Here is a 21,808-nt window from a genome sequence, read left to right as displayed (position 1 = left end):
CAGCCAAGAAGCTAAAAGCCGCAGAACCTGATGCATTTTCCGATAGACATTCGAGGCATCGCGGCCAACCGCAACCGCCCTACAAACGAATCAGCTATTTCCTGCAACGTTGCCGATTTCTGGGCTTTGGCGTGCGTGATAACGTGCTCTGGTCGCAAAAAAGCAAAGGACGCACGGCATGACGACACGTTACGCAAAAATCGCAATGACCCTGGCGCTCGCCGCATTCGCCTTCCTGACCGTGTTCAACAACGTCACGGACTACAGCTCCAATTTCAATTTCGTCCATCACGTATTGAGTATGGATACCACCTTTCCCGACAATGCCGCCCGGTATCGCGCCATCGATCAACCCTGGATGTGGCACGGAGCCTATTGGCTGATCATTTTCGGCGAAGCGCTGACGGCGGGGCTTTTGGGCTACGGAGCATTGAAACTGTGGCAGGCACGCCAGGCCGAGGCCCCGGTGTTCGCCCGCGCCAAGGGATGGGCCGTTACCGGCTTGACGGTGGGTTTCTTCGTCTGGTTCTTTGGTTTCATGGTCATCGGTGGCGAGTGGTTCCTGATGTGGCAATCAGAAATCTGGAATGGCCAGGACGCTGCGTTCAGGTTCTACATGGCGATTTTGGGCGTGCTGATCTTTCTAAACCAGCCTGACGCCAACCCGGACTGACACCCATGAAAAAACGGCCCGCCTCCACTAGAGACGGGCCGTTTTTCATGCAAACCCTCCTGCGAGCCATCGAGGCCGCGCTGAAGACCTTACTGGTTCAGACGAAAATCTTTTTCCGCCGCGTCGAAACGCTGCAGCATGCCCGCGGTAGGCGAGCCCATCTTGCTGACAATGTAGATGGCCAGGCTGGCGAAGATGAAGCCAGGGATGATTTCGTACAGGCCCAGCAACGCGAAATGCTTCCAGACGATCACGGTGATTGCACCCACCAGGATGCCGGCGAGCGCGCCATTGCGGGTCATGTTCTTCCAGATCACGGAGATCAGGACAACAGGGCCGAAGGCGGCACCGAAACCGGCCCAAGCGTAGCTCACCAGACCCAGTACACGGTTTTCCGGGTTAGCGGCCAGGGCAATGGCGACCAAGGCCACCAGCAGCACCATGGCGCGGCCGACCCAGACCAGTTCCAACTGGGAAGCGCCCTTGCGCAGGAAGGTCTTGTAGAAGTCTTCGGTCAGGGAACTGGAGCACACCAGCAACTGGCAGCTCAAGGTACTCATGACCGCCGCCAGGATGGCCGACAGCAACACACCGGCAACCCATGGATTGAACAGGATCTTCGCCAGCTCGATGAACACCCGCTCAGGGTTCTCGGTCACGGGACCGGCCACCTCAGGGTGTGCCGAGAAGTACGCGATACCGAAGAAGCCCACGGCCACGGTGCCGCCCAGGCAGAGGATCATCCAGGCCATGGAGATGCGACGCGCCTTGGCGATCGACTTGACCGAATCAGCCGCCATGAAGCGCGCCAGGATGTGCGGCTGGCCGAAGTAGCCCAGGCCCCAACCCATCAGCGAGATCACGCCGATGAAGGTGGTGTTTTTCAGCATGTCGAAAGCGGTAGGATCTTTCGCTTCGATGGCCAGGAACGTGGTATCCACGCCGCCAGTAGCCAGCAGCACGATGATCGGCGTAAGGATCAGCGCGAAGATCATCAGGGTCGCTTGTACGGTGTCGGTCCAGCTCACGGCCAGGAAGCCACCGATGAAGGTGTAGGCAATGGTTGCCGCCGCACCGGCCCACAGTGCTGTCTCGTAGGACATGCCGAAGGTGCTTTCAAACAGACGGGCACCGGCCACGATGCCGGAGGCACAGTAGATGGTGAAGAACACCAGGATCACCACCGCAGAGATGATCCGCAGCAGGCCGCTCTTGTCTTCGAAACGGCTGGAGAAGTAGTCCGGCAGTGTCAGCGCATCACCGTTGTGCTCGGTCTGTACCCGCAGGCGACCGGCCACGAACAGCCAGTTCAGGTAGGCACCGATGATCAGGCCGATGGCGATCCAGCCTTCCGACAGGCCGGACATGTAGATAGCACCGGGCAAGCCCATCAACAGCCAGCCACTCATGTCGGAGGCACCGGCGGACAATGCGGTTACCACGCTGCCCAGGCTGCGGCCGCCCAGGATGTAATCGGAAAGGTTGTTGGTGGAGCGATAAGCCATCAGGCCGATCAGGACCATTACAGCGATATAGATCACGAAAGTGATCAGGGTGGGATTACTAACACTCATGAGTTACGCCCTGGCTTTGTTTTTATGTAGCGGTGGCAGTTGAAAGCGTCGACAACGCAGACGTTGTAGCGACGATTTGCAGTCCCGCGATTTTATGACTGATGTTTCCCCAGGAAAGCCATCAGCCGATGCCCCTCGGCCTTGAACCGGTTGCACCTTGGCCGCGAATGCTATTCAACAAATCAAATAAGGTGCAACCAGTTTCGCTCGAATAAGTTGCACCTGATCGGTTTTATCGCAAAAACCGTGTTTTTTGCTCCCTTTTAGTGCAGTTCATAGCACTCAGCTAGAAGCCAAAGCACTAAGCCGGTGCAGGATTAACAGGCCAGTGTTTGCTTCCGGATGAGCTGCCTGTCATTTCAGGAAAAAAAGGGTTGCACCCGGTTGCACCTCAGTCATCTCGCAGCTAATCTTGCCGCCAGCTGATGCCACGCAATACGTGGTAAACATGAGGATAAAAATATGGCTACCACCACCCTTGGGGTCAAACTCGATGACCCGACCCGCGAACGCCTCAAGGCGGCCGCAACCTCGATTGATCGTACGCCGCACTGGCTGATCAAGCAGGCAATTTTCAATTACCTGGAAAAACTCGAGGGTGGTGCAACCCTGACCGAGCTGAACGGTTCACCTCGCACCGACAGCGAGGATGCCGGCGATGTGCAGGTCGACCATGCTCACCAATGCTTCCTCGAATTTGCCGAGAGCATCCTGCCGCAATCGGTCTTGCGCGCCTCCATCACTGCCGCCTACCGTCGCCCTGAGCCGGAAGTGGTGCCGATGCTGATCGAGCAGGCCCGCCTGCCGGCCGAAATGGCCGAAGCCACCAACAAGCTGGCCGCCTCGATTGCGGAAAAACTGCGTAACCAGAAAAGTGCCGGCGGCCGTGCCGGTATCGTTCAAGGTTTGCTGCAGGAATTTTCCCTGTCGTCCCAGGAAGGCGTGGCGCTGATGTGCCTGGCCGAAGCGCTGCTGCGCATCCCGGACAAAGGCACCCGTGATGCGCTGATCCGCGACAAGATCAGCACCGGTAACTGGCATCCGCACTTGGGCAACAGTCCGTCGCTGTTCGTCAACGCCGCCACTTGGGGCCTGCTGCTGACCGGCAAACTGGTCGCCACCCATAACGAAGCGGGCCTGACCTCCTCCCTGAGCCGCATCATCGGCAAGAGCGGCGAGCCGATGATCCGCAAGGGCGTCGACATGGCCATGCGCCTGATGGGCGAGCAGTTCGTCACCGGCGAAACCATCGCCGAGGCCCTGGCCAACGCCAGCAAGTTCGAATCCAAGGGCTTCCGCTACTCCTACGACATGCTGGGTGAAGCCGCACTTACCGAACATGACGCCCAGAAGTACCTCGCCTCGTACGAACAAGCCATCCATTCGATCGGCAAAGCGTCCCATGGTCGTGGGATTTATGAAGGCCCAGGCATTTCCATCAAGCTGTCTGCCCTGCACCCGCGTTACAGCCGCGCCCAGTATGAGCGCGTCATGGAAGAGCTGTACCCGCGCTTGCTGTCGCTGACCCTGCTGGCCAAGCAATACGACATCGGCCTGAACATCGACGCCGAGGAAGCCGACCGCCTCGAGCTGTCGCTGGATCTGCTGGAGCGCCTGTGCTTCGAGCCGCAACTGACCGGCTGGAACGGCATCGGCTTCGTGATCCAGGCGTACCAGAAGCGTTGCCCGTACGTGATCGACTACGTCATCGACCTGGCCCGCCGCAGCCGTCATCGCCTGATGATCCGCCTGGTAAAAGGTGCGTACTGGGACAGCGAGATCAAGCGCGCCCAGGTCGAAGGCCTGGAAGGCTATCCGGTCTATACCCGCAAGGTGTACACCGACGTGTCCTACATCGCTTGCGCCCGCAAGTTGCTGTCGGTGCCGGAAGTCATCTACCCGCAATTTGCCACGCACAACGCCCATACCCTGGCAGCCATCTACCATATCGCCGGTCAGAACTATTACCCGGGCCAGTACGAATTCCAGTGCCTGCACGGCATGGGTGAACCACTGTACGAACAGGTTGTAGGCAAGGTCTCCGAAGGCAAGCTGAACCGTCCGTGCCGTGTGTACGCGCCGGTCGGCACCCACGAAACATTGCTGGCGTACCTGGTACGTCGCCTGCTGGAAAACGGCGCGAACACTTCGTTCGTCAACCGTATCGCCGACCAGTCCATCTCGATTCAGGAGCTGGTGGCCGATCCAGTGGCCAGCATCGAGCAGATGGCAACGCTGGAAGGCGGCTTCGGCCTGCCGCACCCGCGCATCCCTCTGCCTCGGGATCTGTATGGCAGCGACCGCGCCAACTCCAGCGGCATCGACCTGGCCAACGAACATCGTCTGGCTTCGCTGTCCTGCGCCCTGCTGGCCACGGCCCATAACGACTGGAAAGCCGCGCCGATGCTCGGTTGCGCTGCCAGCGAAGAAACCCCGGCAGCGGTGCTGAACCCGTCCGATCACCGCGACGTGGTCGGCCATGTGCAGGAAGCCACGGTCGCCGACGTCGACAACGCCATCCAGTGCGCCCTCAACGCCGCACCGATCTGGCAGGCCACGCCACCAGCCGAGCGCGCCGCGATCCTCGAGCGTGCCGCTGACCTGATGGAAGGCGAGATCCAGCCGCTGATGGGCCTGCTGGCCCGCGAAGCCGGCAAGACCTTTGCCAACGCCATTGCCGAAGTGCGTGAAGCCGTGGACTTCCTGCGCTACTACGCCGTGCAGGCGCGCAACGACTTCACCAACGACGCCCACCGCCCACTGGGCCCGGTGGTCTGCATCAGCCCGTGGAACTTCCCGCTGGCGATTTTCAGCGGCCAGGTCGCCGCCGCGCTGGCCGCCGGCAACCCGGTACTGGCCAAGCCCGCCGAACAGACGCCATTGGTGGCGGCCCAGGCTGTGCGCCTGATGCTTGAAGCCGGCATTCCGGAAGGCGTGCTGCAACTGCTGCCGGGCCGTGGCGAAACCGTCGGTGCCCGCCTGGTGGGTGACGAGCGGGTCAAAGGCGTGATGTTCACCGGCTCCACCGAAGTCGCTCGCCTGCTGCAACGCAACATCGCCGGCCGCCTGGACAACCAGGGCCGTCCGATCCCGTTGATCGCTGAAACCGGCGGCCAGAACGCCATGATCGTCGACTCCTCGGCGCTGACCGAACAAGTGGTCATCGACGTGGTGTCCTCGGCGTTCGACAGTGCCGGCCAGCGTTGCTCGGCCCTGCGGGTGCTGTGCCTGCAGGAAGACTCCGCCGACCGAGTCATCGAAATGCTCAAGGGCGCCATGGCCGAATCGCGCCTCGGCAACCCTGAGCGCCTGTCCGTGGACATCGGCCCGGTGATCGACGCCGAAGCCAAGGCCGGCATCGAGAAACACATCCAGGCCATGCGCGACAAGGGTCGCACCGTGTACCAGATGGCAATCGCCGACAGTGACGAGTGCAAGCGCGGCACCTTTGTGATGCCAACCCTCATCGAGCTGGAAAGCTTCGACGAGCTGCAGCGCGAGATCTTCGGCCCGGTGCTGCACGTGGTGCGCTACAAGCGCAAGGAACTGGATCAGTTGATCAACCAGATCAACGCCTCCGGCTACGGCCTGACCCTGGGCGTGCACACGCGCATCGACGAGACCATCGCCAAGGTCATCGACAATGTGCATGCGGGTAACGTCTACGTGAACCGCAACATTGTCGGTGCTGTGGTCGGTGTGCAGCCGTTCGGTGGCGAAGGCCTGTCGGGCACCGGTCCCAAGGCCGGTGGTCCGCTGTACCTGTACCGCCTGTTGTCGACACGTCCTACCGATGCGATCCAACAATCCTTCGTCCGTGGCGACGCCCTGACAGCACCGGACCTGCGTTTGCGCGAGGCCATGGGTAAACCGCTCACCGCCCTGCAAGCCTGGGCCGACAGCCAGAAGCTTGCCGAGCTGAGCGCCCTGTGCGTGCAGTTCGCGGCCCAGTCGCAAAGCGGTATCACCCGCCAGCTGACCGGCCCGACCGGCGAACGCAACAGCTACGCCATCCTGCCGCGCGAGCACGTGTTGTGCCTGGCCGACGTGGAAGGCGACCTGCTGACGCAACTGGCGGCCGTACTGGCCGTGGGTGGCTCGGCTGTGTGGCCGGAAACCGACACCAGCAAGGCTTTGTTCGCACGCTTGCCGAAGGAAATTCAGGCACGCATCCAGCGGATTGCCGACTGGAGCAAGGACGAGGTGCTGTTCGACGCGGTCCTGCACCACGGCGATTCGGACCAGCTGCGCGGCGTTTGCCAGCAGGTAGCCAAGCGCGCCGGCGCCATCGTTGGGGTGCACGGCTTGTCCCAGGGCGAGACCAACATTGCGCTGGAGCGCCTGGTGATCGAGCGGGCCTTGAGCGTCAACACCGCCGCGGCGGGTGGTAACGCCAGCTTGATGACTATCGGCTAAACCGCTGTAAACCAGGCACCTGCAACGGGTGCCTGGCAATCGAATCCCTGTGTGGAGCGAGTTTTGTGGGAGCAAAGCTTGCTCGCGATCCAGGCGCTGCGGCCCTCAAGAGAGCGCGGCGTTTTCATCGCGGGCAAACCTTGCTCCCACAGAGCCCGCCCCCCCACATCTGATTAGCGTCACCCTCGCTCCTCCATCACCCAAATCAATCATCCTGTTCAGCCTCCATTCCCGCGCCTAGACTCGGCCCATTCCAAAAAAAGGTAGGCTGCCATGTCCGAGACGCTGCTCAGTTCCCGCAATCTGGCTTTCGAGCTGTATGAAGTCCTTGATGCCGAGGGCCTGACCCAGCGCGAGCGGTTTTCCGAACACAATCGCGAAACCTTCGACGCCGCCCTCGGCACGGCCCGCAGCATCGCCGAGAAATTTTTCGCGCCCCACAACCGCAAGAATGATGAAAACGAACCGCGCTACGAGAACGGCGAGGCGATTCTGATTCCCGAGGTAAAACCGGCGGTGGATGCCTTCCTCGAGGCGGGCTTTCTCAACGCGGCGCGCAGCTTCGAGGCAGGCGGCATGCAACTGCCGACGCTGCTGTCCCAGGCCTGCTTCGCACATTTCCAGTCGGCCAACGCCGCTTCGACCTCTTATCCATTCCTGACCATGGGCGCGGCGAACCTGATCGAGAGCTTCGGCAGCGAGGAGCAGAAGCAACGCTTCCTGCAACCGATGATCGACGGTCGTTTCTTCGGCACCATGGCCCTGACCGAGCCCCATGCAGGCTCTTCGCTGTCGGATATTCGTACACGCGCGGAGCCTGCGTCCGACGGCACTTATCGACTCAAAGGCAACAAGATCTTCATTTCCGGCGGCGATCATCCGTTGTCGGAAAACATCGTGCACATGGTCCTGGCGAAATTGCCGGATGCGCCGCCGGGCGTGAAGGGCATTTCGCTGTTTATCGTGCCCAAGTTCCTGGTCAACGACGACGGCAGCCTCGGCCAACGTAACGACGTGCTGTTGGCCGGGCTGTTCCACAAGATGGGCTGGCGTGGCACCACTTCTACCGCGCTGAACTTCGGCGACAACGGCGAATGTGTCGGTTACCTCGTAGGCAAGCCGCACCACGGCCTGAGCTACATGTTCCAGATGATGAACGAGGCGCGGATCGGCGTCGGCATGGGCGCAGTGATGCTGGGTTACGCCGGCTACCTGTATTCCCTGGAATACGCCCGCGAACGCCCCCAGGGCCGGGTTCCCGACAGCAAGGACCCAACCACTGCTCCCGTGGCGATCATCCAGCACGCCGACGTGCGCCGCATGCTGCTGACCCAGAAAGCCTACGTTGAAGGTTCGTTTGACCTGGGCCTGTACGCAGCGCGCCTGTTCGACGACACCACTACCCTGCAAAGCGAAGCCGAGCGCAGGCGCGCCCATGAGCTGCTGGACCTGCTGACCCCGATCGTCAAATCCTGGCCCTCGGAGTTCTGCCTGAAGGCCAACGAACTGGCGATCCAGATTCTGGGGGGGCACGGCTACACCCGCGAATATCCGGTGGAGCAGTATTACCGCGACAACCGCCTGAACCCGATCCATGAAGGCACCCACGGCATCCAGTCCCTGGACCTGCTAGGGCGAAAACTGGCGCAGAACGGCGGTGCCGGGCTCAAGCAGTTAATCCGGCTGGTGGCCGACACCACTGAACGCGCCCAGGCGCATGCCTCACTGACGCCGTTGCGCCAGCCGCTGGAAGCGCTGGTGGCGCGCCTGCAAACCGTCACCCTGGGCCTGCTGACGGACCTGGGCCAAGGCAAAGTCAACAGCAGCCTCGCCAATTCGGCGCTGTACCTGAAGGTGTTCGGGCATATGGTGATCGGCTGGCGCTGGCTGGAACAGGCGATTCGTGCCGAGGAAGGCTTGGCCAAGGGGAATGCGGCGGACAACGACTTCTATAAAGGCAAACTGCAAGCAGCGCGCTACTTCCTGACCTGGGAAGTACCGGGTTGCCATCATGAGCTGGCGATTCTTGAGGCGCGGGATGATACGTGCCTGGAAATGCGGGATGAGTGGTTCTGAGCCAGCGCTTGTGGTGGGGCTCAAATCCCATCGCGAGCAAGCTCGCTCCCACAGGGTTCCAAGTGAATACGACATCTGCGTTCACCACCATCCACTGTGGGAGCGGGCTTGCTCGCGAAAGCGGTATGTCAGTTGCAATTGATTTGCCTGATCCACCGCCTTCGCGAGCAAGCCCGCTCCCACTCCCACAATGAGATCACCATCAACCTTTGGTCCTTAGGTTTCAGGCCTGCTGGATCGTCTTGGCAATCACATCGACCGTGGCGCTGACTTGCTCTTGGTAACGGTCGAGTTCCGCCTGATGAGCCTTTTGCATCTCCATCTGTTGCGAACACAGGTTCATCGCCGCCAGTACCAACAGGCGATCTCCGATCAGCGTCGGGTATTTTCTTTTCGTGTCGGCCAGTGCGGCCTTGAGCATGGAGGCAGCGTCCAACAGGGCCTGTTCCTGCCCGGTCGGCGCTTTGATTGAATAGTCTTCTCCCAGGATCGAGATGACTGTCACCCCATCGGCGCCGTGCTTCATGCGCTGACAGGCCCGGCGCTGGCGCGCTCGATCAGCGCCTGGATGCGAGCGGCGGTGGTGCCGTGCAGTTCTTCCTGTTCCATCAGGCTCAGTTGCAGGCTCTCGTTTTCATCCTTGGCCCTGGCCAGTTCCGCGCCCAGGGTTTCGTTCAGTCCGGTGAGGTGACGGTTCTGTTGCACCAGGTCATTGACCAGTTGTTCCAACTGGCTGAGGGATGTTTCCAACATATTGATTTCCAGGCTTTTTCAAGGGGCGCGTACGATAAAGAAAAGTCGCCGTCGATGCCATGGTTTACACAGCAACGGTACTTCGCTCGCGAGCTGTAGAGACTGCGATTCGTGGATCTGGTTCCTACCCTTCGTCGCGCGGCCAGGGCTGCCCTGTGACAAAAGCACGCATGTCACTCAAGACTTTAGTCGTATGACCGATAAGTCAGGTAACAGCAGTCACAGCCCCGCACGGATGCGCCTCCTTCCGGTACTTTCCATGTCTCTACGTAATATGAACATCGCGCCGCGGGCGTTCCTGGGCTTTGCCCTGATCGGCGCCCTGATGCTCGCCCTCGGGGTATTTGCCCTGACCCAGATGAGCAACATCCGCGCATCCGGCGAGAGCATCGCCGAGAACAGCGTACCCAGCATCAAGGCCCTGAACGAGTTCACCCAACTCACCCTGCGCCTGCGGGTGTTGTCCTATCGCTTGCTGACCAATCGCGAGCCGGACACCCAGCGAAAAACCTTCGATCTGTTCGAGCAACGCAACCAGCAGATCCGCGCCGCCCAGGTCGCGTATGAAAAACTCATCAGCGCCCCGGACGAACGGGCCGCCTACGATCAATATGTGCAACTGCTCGGGCAATACCGTCAGCTCGAAGAACGGATGAAAACCCTGTCGCGCAACAATCAGGTCACTGAATTGCAGGCGCTGCTCAACACCGAACTGATGAGCAATTCCGACGCCATCAACGCAGTGCTCGCCCGTTTGACGGAGATCAACAACCAGCAAGCGGAAGCCTTCAATCAAGGCGCGGCGAAACAGTACTCCACCGCTTTCAATTGGGTCGTCACCCTGCTGGTCATCGCCACCGGCCTGACCCTGCTGTTCGCCTGGCTGCTGACCAACAGCATCACCAAGCCGATTGCCAACGCCCTGGACGCCGCCGAAGAAGTCGCCAAGGGCAACCTGACCCGCCCGATTGTTGTCGATGGCAGCGACGAAGCCGGCCGCCTGCTGCGGGCGATGTCGACCATGCAGGAAAAACTGCGCGACACCTTGCAGCGGATCTCCGGCTCGGCCACGCAACTGGCCTCCGCCGCCGAAGAACTCAACAGTGTCACCGACGAAAGCGCCCGTGGCCTGACCCAGCAGAACAACGAAATCGAACAGGCCGCCACCGCGGTCAACGAGATGACCAGCGCCGTGGAAGAAGTCGCGCGCAATGCGGTCAGTACCTCCGAAGCGTCGAAAAACGCCACCACGTCTGCCGGCGACGGCCGCGACCTGGTGCAGGAAACCGTCAGTGCCATCGAACGCATGAGCGCCGATGTGCAGGGCACCGCCACATTGATCGGCAACCTGGCCAATGAGTCCCGTGACATCGGCAAGGTGCTGGACGTGATCCGCGGCTTGGCCGACCAGACCAACCTGCTGGCGCTCAACGCCGCCATCGAAGCCGCCCGTGCCGGTGAGGCCGGTCGCGGCTTTGCCGTGGTCGCCGACGAAGTGCGCGCCCTGGCCCACCGTACCCAGCAGTCGACCAGCGAGATCGAGCGCATGATCGGCAGCATCCAGAGCGGCACCGAACACGCCGTGGATTCGATGCGCAACAGCACCGAACGTGCGGAGTCGACGTTGAACATCGCCCGCGGTGCCGGCATGTCCCTGGACACGATCAACACCGCCATCGTCGAGATCAATGAACGCAACCTGGTGATCGCCAGTGCCGCCGAAGAACAGGCCCAAGTGGCCCGTGAAGTCGACCGCAACCTGGTGAACATACGCGATCTGTCGGTGCAATCGGCCACGGGTGCCAACCAGACCAGTGCCGCGAGTGCTGAACTGTCGCGTTTGGCCGTGGATCTGAACAGCATGGTTGGACGGTTCAGCCTTTAAGCCGCGTAACGGATGATAGTGAGCAATCATCCGCCTGGCTTTTGTGGCGAGGGAGCTTGCTCCCTCGCCACAATGTTTTCACTCTGGAATCCGCTCGTTTCTCAACCTTCCGGCTTACCTGGGATCGACGGTATCCAACGCCCGGTTTGCCAATAACTCGCCCAACTCGATCAACTGTTGCAGCCCCAACGCAACATGTCGTCGCGAGCCTTTCAGGTCGAACGCCAGGTCACTGGCCATCGCATTGGCAGAAGCCAGGGTTTCGCTGAGGTTGGCCAGCAGGCGCTCAGCATCAATGCCCTCCACGACAGTGAATAGCTGGTCGGGGGATGGCTTCTTGTCACGCTGGGCAGGTTTGGGGTTCAGATAGGAATCGATGACACGTTCAGCGTTGGCGTCGGCTGCGATGTCCTGATGCAGCGGGGGTGGGTCTGGGATGAGTTTGTCCATGGAATGCTCCTAACGTAAGTGGGAGCCGCCACGTTCGCTGCTAAACGAATAGGTGGCAGCCGTGCGCAGGTTAGCAGACCGGTACGTTAGGAAACCGGCGCACCCGAGGATGCCCTGCGCACAGCCGCCATAAGAATTCGAGCGATAAAAATCGCTCGCACTGAATGGCAGTTGCCATGCGCCTAACGTGACTCCGAGCTGCTAAACCCGACCGCTGATGGGCAGCGGTGAACAAAGACTAGGCACCGAAATCGGCAGGCGCAAGAGGCTGGAATTTTCTAGGAAATGTCCTGCAAGTCAATGGGGAATATTCTTTCCGCCGATTCCTACGGCGAGCTGGTTTAGTCGTTCCAGGCCGAAAAAATTGCGTATAGTCCCGCCCGCCGCCTTGCGGCAATCCGCTTTGGCAAACCGCCGTTTCTAGAAGGAGCTTGAATTTGTACAAGGGATTTACAGGAGTCGTTTTTCTGTTACTGGGCGGCTGCTCGCTGCATCCATATTCCAAGGACGAGCTGTTGAACACCGGCACAACCAGCCCCGAGTATTGCCTGACGCAAGAGCGGGCGGTGGTGGAAGAACGCGTGCAAGGCTACCTGAACCACTGCTTCCACCCCCAAGTAACCGAGCTCAACACCGGCGCAAGACTCGTCAACACCATTCAATTGAAAGTCGACCGGAACGCCGAAAGAAGTGACATGGTGCTGTGGGCGCCAACAATTTACGGAAGCCAGTTCTATATGAACGTGATCGTCTCGGAAAAGAACCCCGCCTGCAAAACCACCATGACCGCCGTGGCTTCAGGCTGGGGATTCGCGCGAAACTTTCCGAAGATCCTGGAAAGCGCAAACGGGGAAGACCCGTGGTGCCCGCTATAACCTCCACCAATTGATTAATCAACTGGCTCTCGTGGCAAGGGAGCTTGCTCCCGCTGGGCTGCGCAAGCAGTCCTCGCGCCGCTATAGGTATGTCACGCCCCCCTTCGCTTATCAAACAAGCTGCCCCCTCTACTGCCATCAACGCCTCGCTTAAATCAGCTACGTTGCCGCGGCATAAAATCTTCGGTGCTCTTGTTTCTCAGTTGCAGCAGAGACATAACGAATTCTGGCTCAACCCCCATCAGAAACTCCATAGCGTCGTAGATTTTCCATTGATGTATTTCGGGGCGATCTATTATCGAGCTGAGGTGCTGTTTAACAAGCGGGATGTACTCCGGATACCGCTCACGCTTTAAGAAGGCGAAAGCGTCAGATATTTCAAAGGGTTCCGTTCCTGCCAACTCGATGATAGTAGACAGTGGTAAAAAAACTTGAGCCCTAGCGACTTCCCTTTGTCCCCTGTCGACCATATTTGCGAAGTACATGGTTACAGCCATGAGGATCTGGCGATAAGTATCATCGTATCCATGCAACCTGTGGGGGTAGGTATTTTTGATAAGTTCCGGCTTTTCCATGCTTTCGCTTAATGCAACCAACCCCTCGAAAATCCCCCAGCTAGTCAACAACTTTGCAGCTTCGAAGCGCACAACATCATCATCTGAATTGCGAAGCAAATCCAACACTGCAGTCATTCTTTCCTGCGGTATATCTTCGGCCTCCAGCTCACCTGCCTCGGCGGCATAATCAGCATAATCCGGTATGCCGTGGAGTAGGTCGTAGGTTTTCCGATCCACAATGAACCCTATTTCTGAATGATTAATCACGCCATTTGCAACAGCCCGAGCTCCTTTTGTCCCAACGAACCAACTAAAACGCTAATACTATTCGTAAATCTTAGATGCAAACAATATTTTTGCAAATGTCTGCCAACTAGGGATGAGGGCTTCCTCATCTCCAGAGTTCATTGCGTAGAAATTCATCGCTCGAACCCAAGCTTCCATTGCGTCCAAAAACCTTTCCAGCGTAGGGTTTTCCCACTCGCCTGAATTTAATTCCAAATCTTCCTTAAGCCCACAAATAAAGTCTGCAAACTCCTCTCTTGTTTTAATGCTCTCAATCATCCTATCTAAATCCATAAGCCACCTATTTACAAACCCCACGAACACAAATTATAGAACCGTTATTTGGTGTAGTCATCTTCCTTCCAATTTCCTCCCGGTGGAACTTCGATGCCAAGCCATTGCGGCATCTCCATGCGGCCTTCCGCCATTTATAGAGCGTCGGCTTCCACGCTGCGGATATTTCGAGGCTCAATCACACGGCCTATACGCTCGCTGTCTACGCTTCGCAGCGCCGGTTACCCAGTCACCACGCAAGACTCGCTTCCGGTCGGTGGCTAACCTTTACCGGACGGGGTTCATACCCGCTGGGTTTCTTACGCCATTTCGTGACGGCTTACGCCGTCAGTCCCAAGCGACCAAGCTTTGCCTGGCGCACATAAATCTGCCCCCTTTTTAGAGCATTTTTTTTGCCCTAAACACTTAACACCAATGCACTTACATCACCAAAACTTAAAAACTCCTGAAAACAAGAAACAACGAGCCCTATATCTCTTGTAATTAAATTCGCTTGATAGCAATCACCCAAAACGTCAATCAGTTTTGTTCCAGCTGACGTATTATTAAGGGTACGCACAACGTGCTCCCCATCATCCAAGTATTGATTTAACATCAAAAGATAATTTCCAGAATCAGCATAAAGATTGATTTCGTAAGGCCCAACTTCAGGTACAGGGGTAATAGACAACGAAGTGACACCATCGAATCTACCACATTCATATATAATGGATTTAACATCTTCCATGGTCGGCTGATGAACAAGAGGGATCTGCAATCTACCGCACTCAGGACTAAGCGTATACCCTCCGATTATCATCTATTTTTTCTCCTTAATGGACTTCATACCTGACTCCCAGTAATAATTTTTCGGCAGTCCCGTTTTATCATCTATAGCTCTTACGGTTAAAGATTTCAACTCAGCCTTTTCCGCGGCAGCGGCTATGTCGCCTTTGCAGAATCCGCATACATCCTTTCCTGCGACTGTCATGGACATGTCCGCTCCGGCGGTTTTACCAGCGCTATATGCTTGCTGAATCACACCGATTTCAGCGTGGGCATCTTTCATATTTCCGTTTGGATAAAGCTTGCCAGGATTCGTAGCGGCTTTATCTGCAATTCTATCCGTAATCAACGAAGGTATTTTTGGATCCGCCTCGTTGAGCGGACGAGAGGTTTGATTGACGTCTTGAAAGGTCTGTCCTCCTACCTTTCCCTCTGCCGCCACTTTTGGTGCAGCTCCCTTAGCCGATCCTTCTATTACATTTCTCTCGACCAGCGCAGCGGCTTCCAGATCCGTAAGCATGCTTGTTGCATTCGCATTCTTGGACGCAGCGCCTTTTGCACCTGCACTACCATTGACACGTCCAGAGGAGCCGATCTTTGGCACCCCAAGACTCGCCGCATTCATAGCGCCGACCACAATGTTGCCGATGCCATTCCACGTATCACCATCGTAGACCTGGCCCGCACCGTGTCCTGCTTGGAGTGCACCATTCGCCGCAGCTGCGACCCGAATCGTAGTGCCGAGATTTCCGGTCAGGAAATACAGAGCAGGTGACCCCACGTCACTCATCGCCTGCATTTCACGATTGATGCGCAGGTAACCCTCAGCATCGCGGTACAGCATTTCGCTAGCGCTCTGGTCCCTGGACCAAAAGATGTTGGCAACCGATACGCCATCCTGAGCTCTCAGGCCGTCGGCGTAGGCAATTCGCTCCTGGGTAGTACCGCCCGCATACGGAAAGTCTCGGTAAGGATCCGGTCCATTTTCAAGCAGATTGTTGATGCTGGTGCGGGCAGCCTCTACCCCGTGTTCTTTACTTTGCTCGTAGCCGTAGACCTGAAGATAAGCGCCTAGCTCTGTTTTTTCTGCCGGAGAAAGCGACGCGGGATCGGTGTGAAAACGTGCCAACAACGCATCGCTACGCTGGTCCGAGCCTTGGAGTACCATCATTTTTTTGGCGGCGTCCAGGCTCTTGGTTTCTTCATATTCCTTGAGAGCCCTGTCTCGCTCCGCGCGGGAGTGGTCTCCTAGGAAGTTGTAACGCGTGCCGTTTTCCGCCACTTGCGCAGCGACTTCGAGGTCGCCATTGGAGGCCGCAGCGCCTAGAACGCCGACAACTTTTGAAAGTGCGACCAGATTCTCTTGGGCCCGAGTGTATTCAGGCGTACCGGGCTCCAGATGCGAGGGCAGGAGCGTATCCCCCAGCAAACCGATAAGAACCTCGTTTGCCCCGCCCGCTATTGCTCCTGTACGGAAGTCTCCTCCCATGACTTCCGCCATCAATCCGCCCAAGGCCGAATGAAGCAGAATCGCTTCCAAGCTGCCTTCGGCCAGACCTAAGTCGCCGATTTTTCCGGCGCCATACGCTCCACCAATGCTGGCCGCCGTTCCAGCCAACGAAGTTGCTAAGTTGTCTTGGTAAGTGCCTCCGTACACCGCTGTTTTAATCGCAGCATCCGCAGCCACTTTCATAGCGACTGTCTTTACGCTCTCGGCATTGAAGCCAGCCGTGCTGGCGTCATAGCCAAGCCCTTGGGCAACCCCTGCCGTAGCTATCGAGACGGCATACCCTTTCAGGCTCTCCTTGGAAGTAACGTCCTTGGCAATCGCGCCGAGGTTTCCTCGGTTGTCGATGGTACTGACCGTCGCCTTGGTCGCGACGCTGATTGCTCCGGCCTGAACCATGGTATTCATGGTGGCCATCATCGGCCCCATTACGGCGGCCAGGGCGATGGCGATGATCAACTGCGACGCCGGCCCCAAACCTGACGTGTTGTATTTGAAGGACTCATGGATTTCCTTCACCTGCCGCCAGTCGACGTCACCGCGCCGCTCGGCGTCCTTGATCCAAGCCAGTTGCGGGTCGGCTTTCACCATCGCGTCGATGGTCTGGCTGACCGTTTGCTGATCGACATGCTTGATATCGATCTTCAGGCCTTCGACCGCCTTGATCGTGATGTTGCCCGCTGCCGTCATCTGAGTCTGGCGCAAGGTTTCGTCGGTATTCCCCTTGCCCTTGGCAGAGTTCCAGAACGCGTTGTTGTTGGTCTTGGTATGACTTTCGTCGTGCAGGTCTTTAACGCCCTCAAAGACGATGGCGCCGCCGCTTTGCAGTATCAGATCCTTTCCACTTTGGAGCTGGGCCACTTGGTAGCGCTGGTCATCGCCGCTCTTGAGTATCAGGTCGCCTCCGGAGCGGATCTGGCTGCCGACATGGGTGATTTGTGTCACCTCATCGCGCCGCATCTTCAAGCTCCCCCAACCGCCCTTCTTCTTCATGTCATACAGCGAATAATCCCGATTCTGCTCCGCCAACAGACTCAACTGCTTACCCGCCACCAGGTAGGCCTCATTACCTGCCGCAATCTTGCTCGCAACCATCAACAGATCATTGCGCGCAGCAACCCTTACATCCCCCCCGGCATCGAGGGTGGTCGCCTGCTGCGAGACATGGTCTTCTTCCTTGTTGATTTTCTTGCCGCTGCGCTTGTAGCGGTATTCGCTGGAGTCCTCGTTCGCCGCCGCGATCAGGGCGACGTCGTTGCCACTCAAGTTGATGTCGCCCTTGGCTTGCAGATGGCTGGCGACGACGGTGAGGTTGTTGCCGGCGGTGACGTTGAGGTCGCCGCCCGTCTTGACTTCACTGGCGTGCTGGACGGTCTGGCTCTGCTCCCAGAAGTGGCGCTTGTCCTGGCGCATCGAGCCGTTTTCTTCGCGAGCGGCGGAGATGACGACGTCTTTGCCCGCACTCAAGTCCGCGTTGTTGCCCGCGGTGATCGCGCCGCCCACGTTGAGCAGATCGCCCGCTGCACGCATGGTGAGGTTGTTGCCGGCCTCGATGCGCGCGGCGTTGTCGACAACGGAGGTTTTCGAACTGAAGCCCTTGCCGCTGTTCTCAATGGTGGTGATGGTCCGGTCGTTGCGGACGTCGCCGGTCAAGGTCGAGAGCTCGACGTCCTTGCCCTTGAGGATGCCGCCTTGCATGTTGACCAGGTCTTTGCCCGCGACCAACTTGAGCCGCTCGCCAGCCTCGGCCAGGCGGGTGTTGAGCAGATTGTTGCCGGCTGCGGCCGAAAGGTTTTCGCTGGCACGCAGCGTCCCGGCGTTCCTCAGGTCGGTGCCTGCGATGAGCGTGAGATTCTTGCCTTGGATCAGCGCGCCATCGGCCATTAGCCGGTTGTTGGCCTGCGCCAGGTACAGCACCGGCACCAGCACATGCTCACCATTGACGACCTGATCTTCCATCCAGACGATGTCATGGGTCAGCGCGGCGACTTGTTGCGAAGTCAGGGTCACGCCAAGGGCCAGGTTCAGTTGTTCCTTGCTGGCGATGGCGTTGTTCATTAGGTACTTGAACATGCCTTCGTCGGAGGTCTGGCCATCGAGAAAACGTTGGCCGGTGCGGGCGATCACGGCATGCTGGATCAGGCGTTGTTCGTACAAGCCATCGCCCAGGCGCTTCCAACTGGTGTCCGGGTCATACCCCAGATTACGGAGCAGGTAGTCCGAGCTCATGAACTGTTTGAGGTCGGTCAGTTCACGATTGGTTTCAACTACGTACTTGTGGCCTGTAACGGCCCAGCTTGCGTTCGCCCCCCGGACGTTGGCCTGGCTTTGGTCATGACTGTTTTGCGCCGCCGCCGCGCTGTCGACGACGTGGAACAGGCCGTTCTCGCCCGTCGGCAAGGCGAATCCGGGCATAGTGGTCGGGTTGACTTGTTGTTGGGCCAGATCAGGCGGCAATTGCGGGTTGAGCACCACGACCGCTGGCTGTGCGGCATTGGCCACATCGGTGGCCGCTGTCTTGGTTGCGCCCGCCAGCGGCGTCTGGAACTGCGCAATGCTGCTGTTTTCCAGCTGTTGTGTCGCTTGGATGCTGATGTTCCCGCCCGATTGAACCACTGCTGCTGCCAGCGATTGCCCTGGCGTCACGGTAGTGATGTCGCTCACTTGGCGGAAATTGTTCAGTGCATCGACAGGCACTTGCTTCGGGTTGGCCTGGGCGTTGTAAGGAACGATGACTCTGGAACGGAAGCGCTCGTCTGTCCCATCGGTGACCCTGCCGGTGTTCCAGGTCCGCGTCCTGACGCTGGTGCCGGAAGCAGCGCCAACGTTGGCGAAGTTGTCTGCGGTAATCAGCAGGTCGGAAGCCGAGGCCATCACGCTGTATTGGTTGGTCACTGTGGAGCCGTCGACGGTCAGCTTCGCCCCACTCATCAACATGGCGCTGGCCGAGTCTTCGAGCACGACGCTTTGGAAGGTTTCCTTGGCCACATAGTCGACGTTGTGGTGGTCACCACCGCAGTCATAGCATTTGACACTGATGGAGCCCGACACCAGCTCATCGGTGGTGGAAAAAACGTCCTTGCGATTGATCAGGGTGTCGCTACGCAGCGACATGTCCTTTGCCGACTCAAGGGTGCCGGAGATGTTTTCCAGCAACACGCTGCGAGCGACGCCATCTCGGGCCGCGACATTCAATGCCCCCAGGCTGTAGACGTCCGCACGATAGTTGGTGAAGCGATTGAAACGCAGGGCCATGTCCGCGCCGCTGAAGATCAGGCCGCGATCGTTACGGGCCTCGTTGGCAAGCAGTTCGACGGTGTCGGCGCCACCCAGCGTGCCCGTATTGACCAGGCTCGTGGCGGCCAGGGAGAACTTGCCGCCGCCGGTGATCCGTCCGGCATTGTTCAATGCACCGAGACTGGTGACGGTGGTAACGCCACCACCAGCCAGGCGCGAGGCGCTGGATAGATCGAGGCTGGCCGCACTCAGATCGAATTTACCGACGCTGCTGAGGCGGCTGTTTTCGGTGCCGATATAAGCACCGGTCAGCTTCAGATCCAAATCAACGTCGCTGCTGATGATCCCCGCGTTGTTCCAAGTGCCGCCCGTAGCCAACAGGCTTTGCACCGCAACCAACTTGCCGCTACTGGTCTGATTGAGCTGGCCCACCTTCAGGTTCAGGACATTAGCCTGGATATCCGAGCTGTTGTCCCAACGCGCCGCGTCGACGGTCAGGGTGCCTGAGGTCATCAGGCTGCCGCCGATGTTGCTGAACCTGGCGAGGTCCACGCCTAAGGTGCCGGTGCCCACATGACGAACATTGCCGCCAGCATTTTTGAAGCCTGCCATCTGCAAGGACAGGTCCTGGGTGGCCGCTTCAATGACGCCGCTCTGGTTGTCCAGCAGTTGATCAACCGTTAGCGTCGCAGTCCCCAGCTTGCCCACCGAGCGCAACTTGCCGCCCTGGTTATCAACTGACGCAGCACGGATCAGCAGGCCGTTGGAACCCTCCACCAGACCGCGCTGGTTGTTCAGTGCCCCGGTCAGACCAAAATCAATGGCGTTTGCCGCTGCGCGTCCGTCACTGTTGTCGAAGTCCTGCGCGCGTACTGTCAGTGTCTGTTTGGCGAGCACTGCGCCGTCGCGGTTTTCCAGCGTGGCCGTGGTGATATAAACGTCATCGGACAAAGCCGAAACCTGCCCGCCATTGTTGAGCACCGCTTGTTTCGCATCGAGATCGACGGACTGCGCCTGGATCAACCCAGCTGCGTCGGCTGAGGTAAGCGACTCGCTGTTATCCAACACGTTGTCCAGCGTCGCTTTCAGCCAACCGCCGACACTGGCAAAGACACCGCCGCGGTTATCGAGACTGCTCGCCTCGACATCCACGTTCCCAGCCTGGGTGATGGCGCTGCCATCCTGGTTGAGGAAATCCCCGGTGATATCGACCTTCAGGTCACCTTGGCTGAGCAGGCTGCCTTTGGTGTTATCGAGACCACCGCCGATGATCGTCAGCCCCTGCTCGGTGCTGATGATCGCCTTGCCGTTATTGAGCAGTTGCTGGTAAGCGGTCAGGCTCATCGCCTTGACCGAGGCGATATAACCATCGTCGCTGTTGTTGATGTGGTCTGCGGTCAGGGTCAGTTTCCCTTGGCTGACCAACTTGCCGTCCTTCTGGTTGAAGCTTTTCAGCGTGGCAACGAGATCACCCTGGCTGGTGATTTGTCCTGCGCTATTTTCAACGCTACCGCCCCCAAGGGTCAGAGCGGCATCGGAGGCAATCTTGCCGCCGCTGTTATCCAGGGTTTTCGCTTCGAGCTTCAGGAGGTCGTTGCTGCTGATGACGCCTGCGCTGTTCTTCAGCGTCCCGACGAGCAGGGTCTGCTCACCGTTGCTGGCGATGATCCCTTTATCACGGTTATCCAACGCGCCAGTGGCCTGTGCCTGAATGCCGCCTTGGCTGACCAGCGTGCCGGCGCGGTTGTCGATGTCTTTACTGTTCAGCGTCAGGCTCTTGCCGGCGGAAAAAGTGCCGCCGCGATTGTCGAGAGTCTGGGTGGTCGTGGCTTTCAAGTCGCGACTGGCGATGACGCTCTGCCCGCGGTTGTCGATATTCGCCGCGGTCAGCACGACATCGCCAATCTGGTTGCGGGTGTTATCGACGTTGACGCCCGCTTCGATGATGCCGAAGTTGTTGAGCTGGCCGTCGGTGGTCAGCGTGACCTTCTCGCGCGCCGCGATGGCGCGCTGGTTGCTGAGAGCGCCCTTGGTCGTCGCCTGAACATGGCTGCCGGCATAGATCGTCCCTTGGGCGTCCAGGCTTTGAGCCTTGATCTCGACGGCGCCTGCCGCCGTGGTTTGCGCCAGGCTCAAATGACCGTTGGCATCGAGCTGGATATCACCGCCACTGGCAACCATCTTGCCGTCCAGCTTCACGCCAACCCCGGCCTCGGTCCCCACCAGCTTGATGGCGCCAGCGTACATACCACCCAAGGCCGAGGAGTCGATGGCCAGCTCCGGTTTGGCGCTGCCATCATCAACCCGGGCAGTGGCGTTCAGGGTATTGGCGTTGACGTCGTTGCGCCCAGCCACGATGGTCAGGTTCTTCGCCTGGAGCTCGGCATTGATCTTGGCACTGCGGGTGATGATTTCGAAGCGGTCGACGTTGTTCGCGTTCAGACCCGCGCCTTCAATGGCA

General features: G+C 58.8%; 13 protein-coding genes and 1 pseudogene. 6 read left to right on the top strand and 8 right to left on the bottom strand.

Annotation, left to right across the window (positions count from 1 at the left end):
- The first annotated feature begins 178 nt into the window (after nt 1-178).
- Nucleotides 179-673 carry a DUF2165 family protein gene (locus tag AC09SL_RS17525; protein WP_058545576.1) on the top strand — a complete coding sequence of 165 codons (495 nt, stop codon included), beginning with the start codon at nt 179-181 and terminating at the stop codon, nt 671-673.
- A gap of 89 nt (nt 674-762) precedes the next feature.
- Here AC09SL_RS17525 and putP read toward each other — a convergent pair whose 3' ends face one another.
- Nucleotides 763-2,247 (bottom strand): sodium/proline symporter PutP, encoded by a 1,485-nt coding sequence (gene putP / locus AC09SL_RS17520; protein WP_058545575.1) that lies wholly within the window; start codon nt 2,245-2,247, stop codon nt 763-765.
- Nucleotides 2,248-2,709: 462 nt separating this feature from the next.
- Here putP and putA point away from each other — a divergent pair, with 462 nt between their 5' ends.
- Nucleotides 2,710-6,663: a trifunctional transcriptional regulator/proline dehydrogenase/L-glutamate gamma-semialdehyde dehydrogenase gene (putA, locus tag AC09SL_RS17515; RefSeq protein ID WP_058545574.1), complete on the top strand. Its 3,954-nt coding sequence runs from the start codon at nt 2,710-2,712 to the stop codon at nt 6,661-6,663.
- A 273-nt stretch (nt 6,664-6,936) separates the two neighbouring features.
- Nucleotides 6,937-8,739, top strand: a complete 1,803-nt coding sequence (locus tag AC09SL_RS17510; RefSeq protein ID WP_058545573.1) for an acyl-CoA dehydrogenase — start codon at nt 6,937-6,939, stop codon at nt 8,737-8,739.
- 223 nt (nt 8,740-8,962) lie between these two features.
- Here AC09SL_RS17510 and AC09SL_RS17505 read toward each other — a convergent pair whose 3' ends face one another.
- Both AC09SL_RS17505 and AC09SL_RS17500 read right to left on the bottom strand, forming a co-directional pair.
- Entirely contained in the window at nt 8,963-9,265 is a 303-nt protein-coding gene (locus AC09SL_RS17505; RefSeq protein WP_058545572.1) for a cell division protein ZapA, read from the bottom strand.
- On the bottom strand, nt 9,262-9,492 hold the full coding sequence (locus AC09SL_RS17500) for a hypothetical protein (protein ID WP_058545571.1): 231 nt from the start codon (nt 9,490-9,492) through the stop codon (nt 9,262-9,264). The genes AC09SL_RS17505 and AC09SL_RS17500 overlap by 4 nt, the downstream gene beginning before the upstream one ends.
- A gap of 193 nt (nt 9,493-9,685) precedes the next feature.
- Between AC09SL_RS17500 and AC09SL_RS17495 the strand changes: the two are divergent.
- Both AC09SL_RS17495 and AC09SL_RS17490 read left to right on the top strand, forming a co-directional pair.
- Nucleotides 9,686-10,474 (top strand): annotated as a pseudogene (locus AC09SL_RS17495) (MCP four helix bundle domain-containing protein); the annotation flags it as partial.
- 30 nt (nt 10,475-10,504) lie between these two features.
- Nucleotides 10,505-11,377 carry a methyl-accepting chemotaxis protein gene (locus AC09SL_RS17490; protein WP_413468843.1) on the top strand — a complete coding sequence of 291 codons (873 nt, stop codon included), beginning with the start codon at nt 10,505-10,507 and terminating at the stop codon, nt 11,375-11,377.
- Nucleotides 11,378-11,491: 114 nt separating this feature from the next.
- Here AC09SL_RS17490 and AC09SL_RS17485 read toward each other — a convergent pair whose 3' ends face one another.
- On the bottom strand, nt 11,492-11,827 hold the full coding sequence (locus AC09SL_RS17485; protein WP_058545570.1) for a DUF6124 family protein: 336 nt from the start codon (nt 11,825-11,827) through the stop codon (nt 11,492-11,494).
- A gap of 437 nt (nt 11,828-12,264) precedes the next feature.
- Between AC09SL_RS17485 and AC09SL_RS17480 the strand changes: the two genes are divergently transcribed.
- Nucleotides 12,265-12,702 carry a hypothetical protein gene (locus AC09SL_RS17480; RefSeq protein ID WP_058545569.1) on the top strand — a complete coding sequence of 146 codons (438 nt, stop codon included), beginning with the start codon at nt 12,265-12,267 and terminating at the stop codon, nt 12,700-12,702.
- A 155-nt stretch (nt 12,703-12,857) separates the two neighbouring features.
- On the opposite strand, the gene AC09SL_RS17475 is transcribed toward AC09SL_RS17480, so the two are convergent.
- From AC09SL_RS17475 to AC09SL_RS17460, 4 genes are all read right to left on the bottom strand, one after another.
- Entirely contained in the window at nt 12,858-13,496 is a 639-nt protein-coding gene (locus AC09SL_RS17475; protein ID WP_058545580.1) for a hypothetical protein, read from the bottom strand.
- Nucleotides 13,497-13,583: 87 nt separating this feature from the next.
- Nucleotides 13,584-13,823 carry a DUF7660 family protein gene (locus AC09SL_RS17470; RefSeq protein ID WP_196764484.1) on the bottom strand — a complete coding sequence of 80 codons (240 nt, stop codon included), beginning with the start codon at nt 13,821-13,823 and terminating at the stop codon, nt 13,584-13,586.
- 412 nt (nt 13,824-14,235) lie between these two features.
- Entirely contained in the window at nt 14,236-14,637 is a 402-nt protein-coding gene (locus AC09SL_RS17465; protein WP_419555156.1) for a DUF6911 family protein, read from the bottom strand.
- On the bottom strand, nt 14,638-21,808 hold a 7,171-nt coding region (locus AC09SL_RS17460; RefSeq protein ID WP_479571955.1), incomplete at its 5' end, for a cytidine deaminase-like fold-containing protein. It abuts the gene before it with no gap.

The organism is Pseudomonas sp. PF05, assembly GCF_056521845.1.
This window is presented reverse-complemented; position numbering and strand designations above follow the sequence as displayed.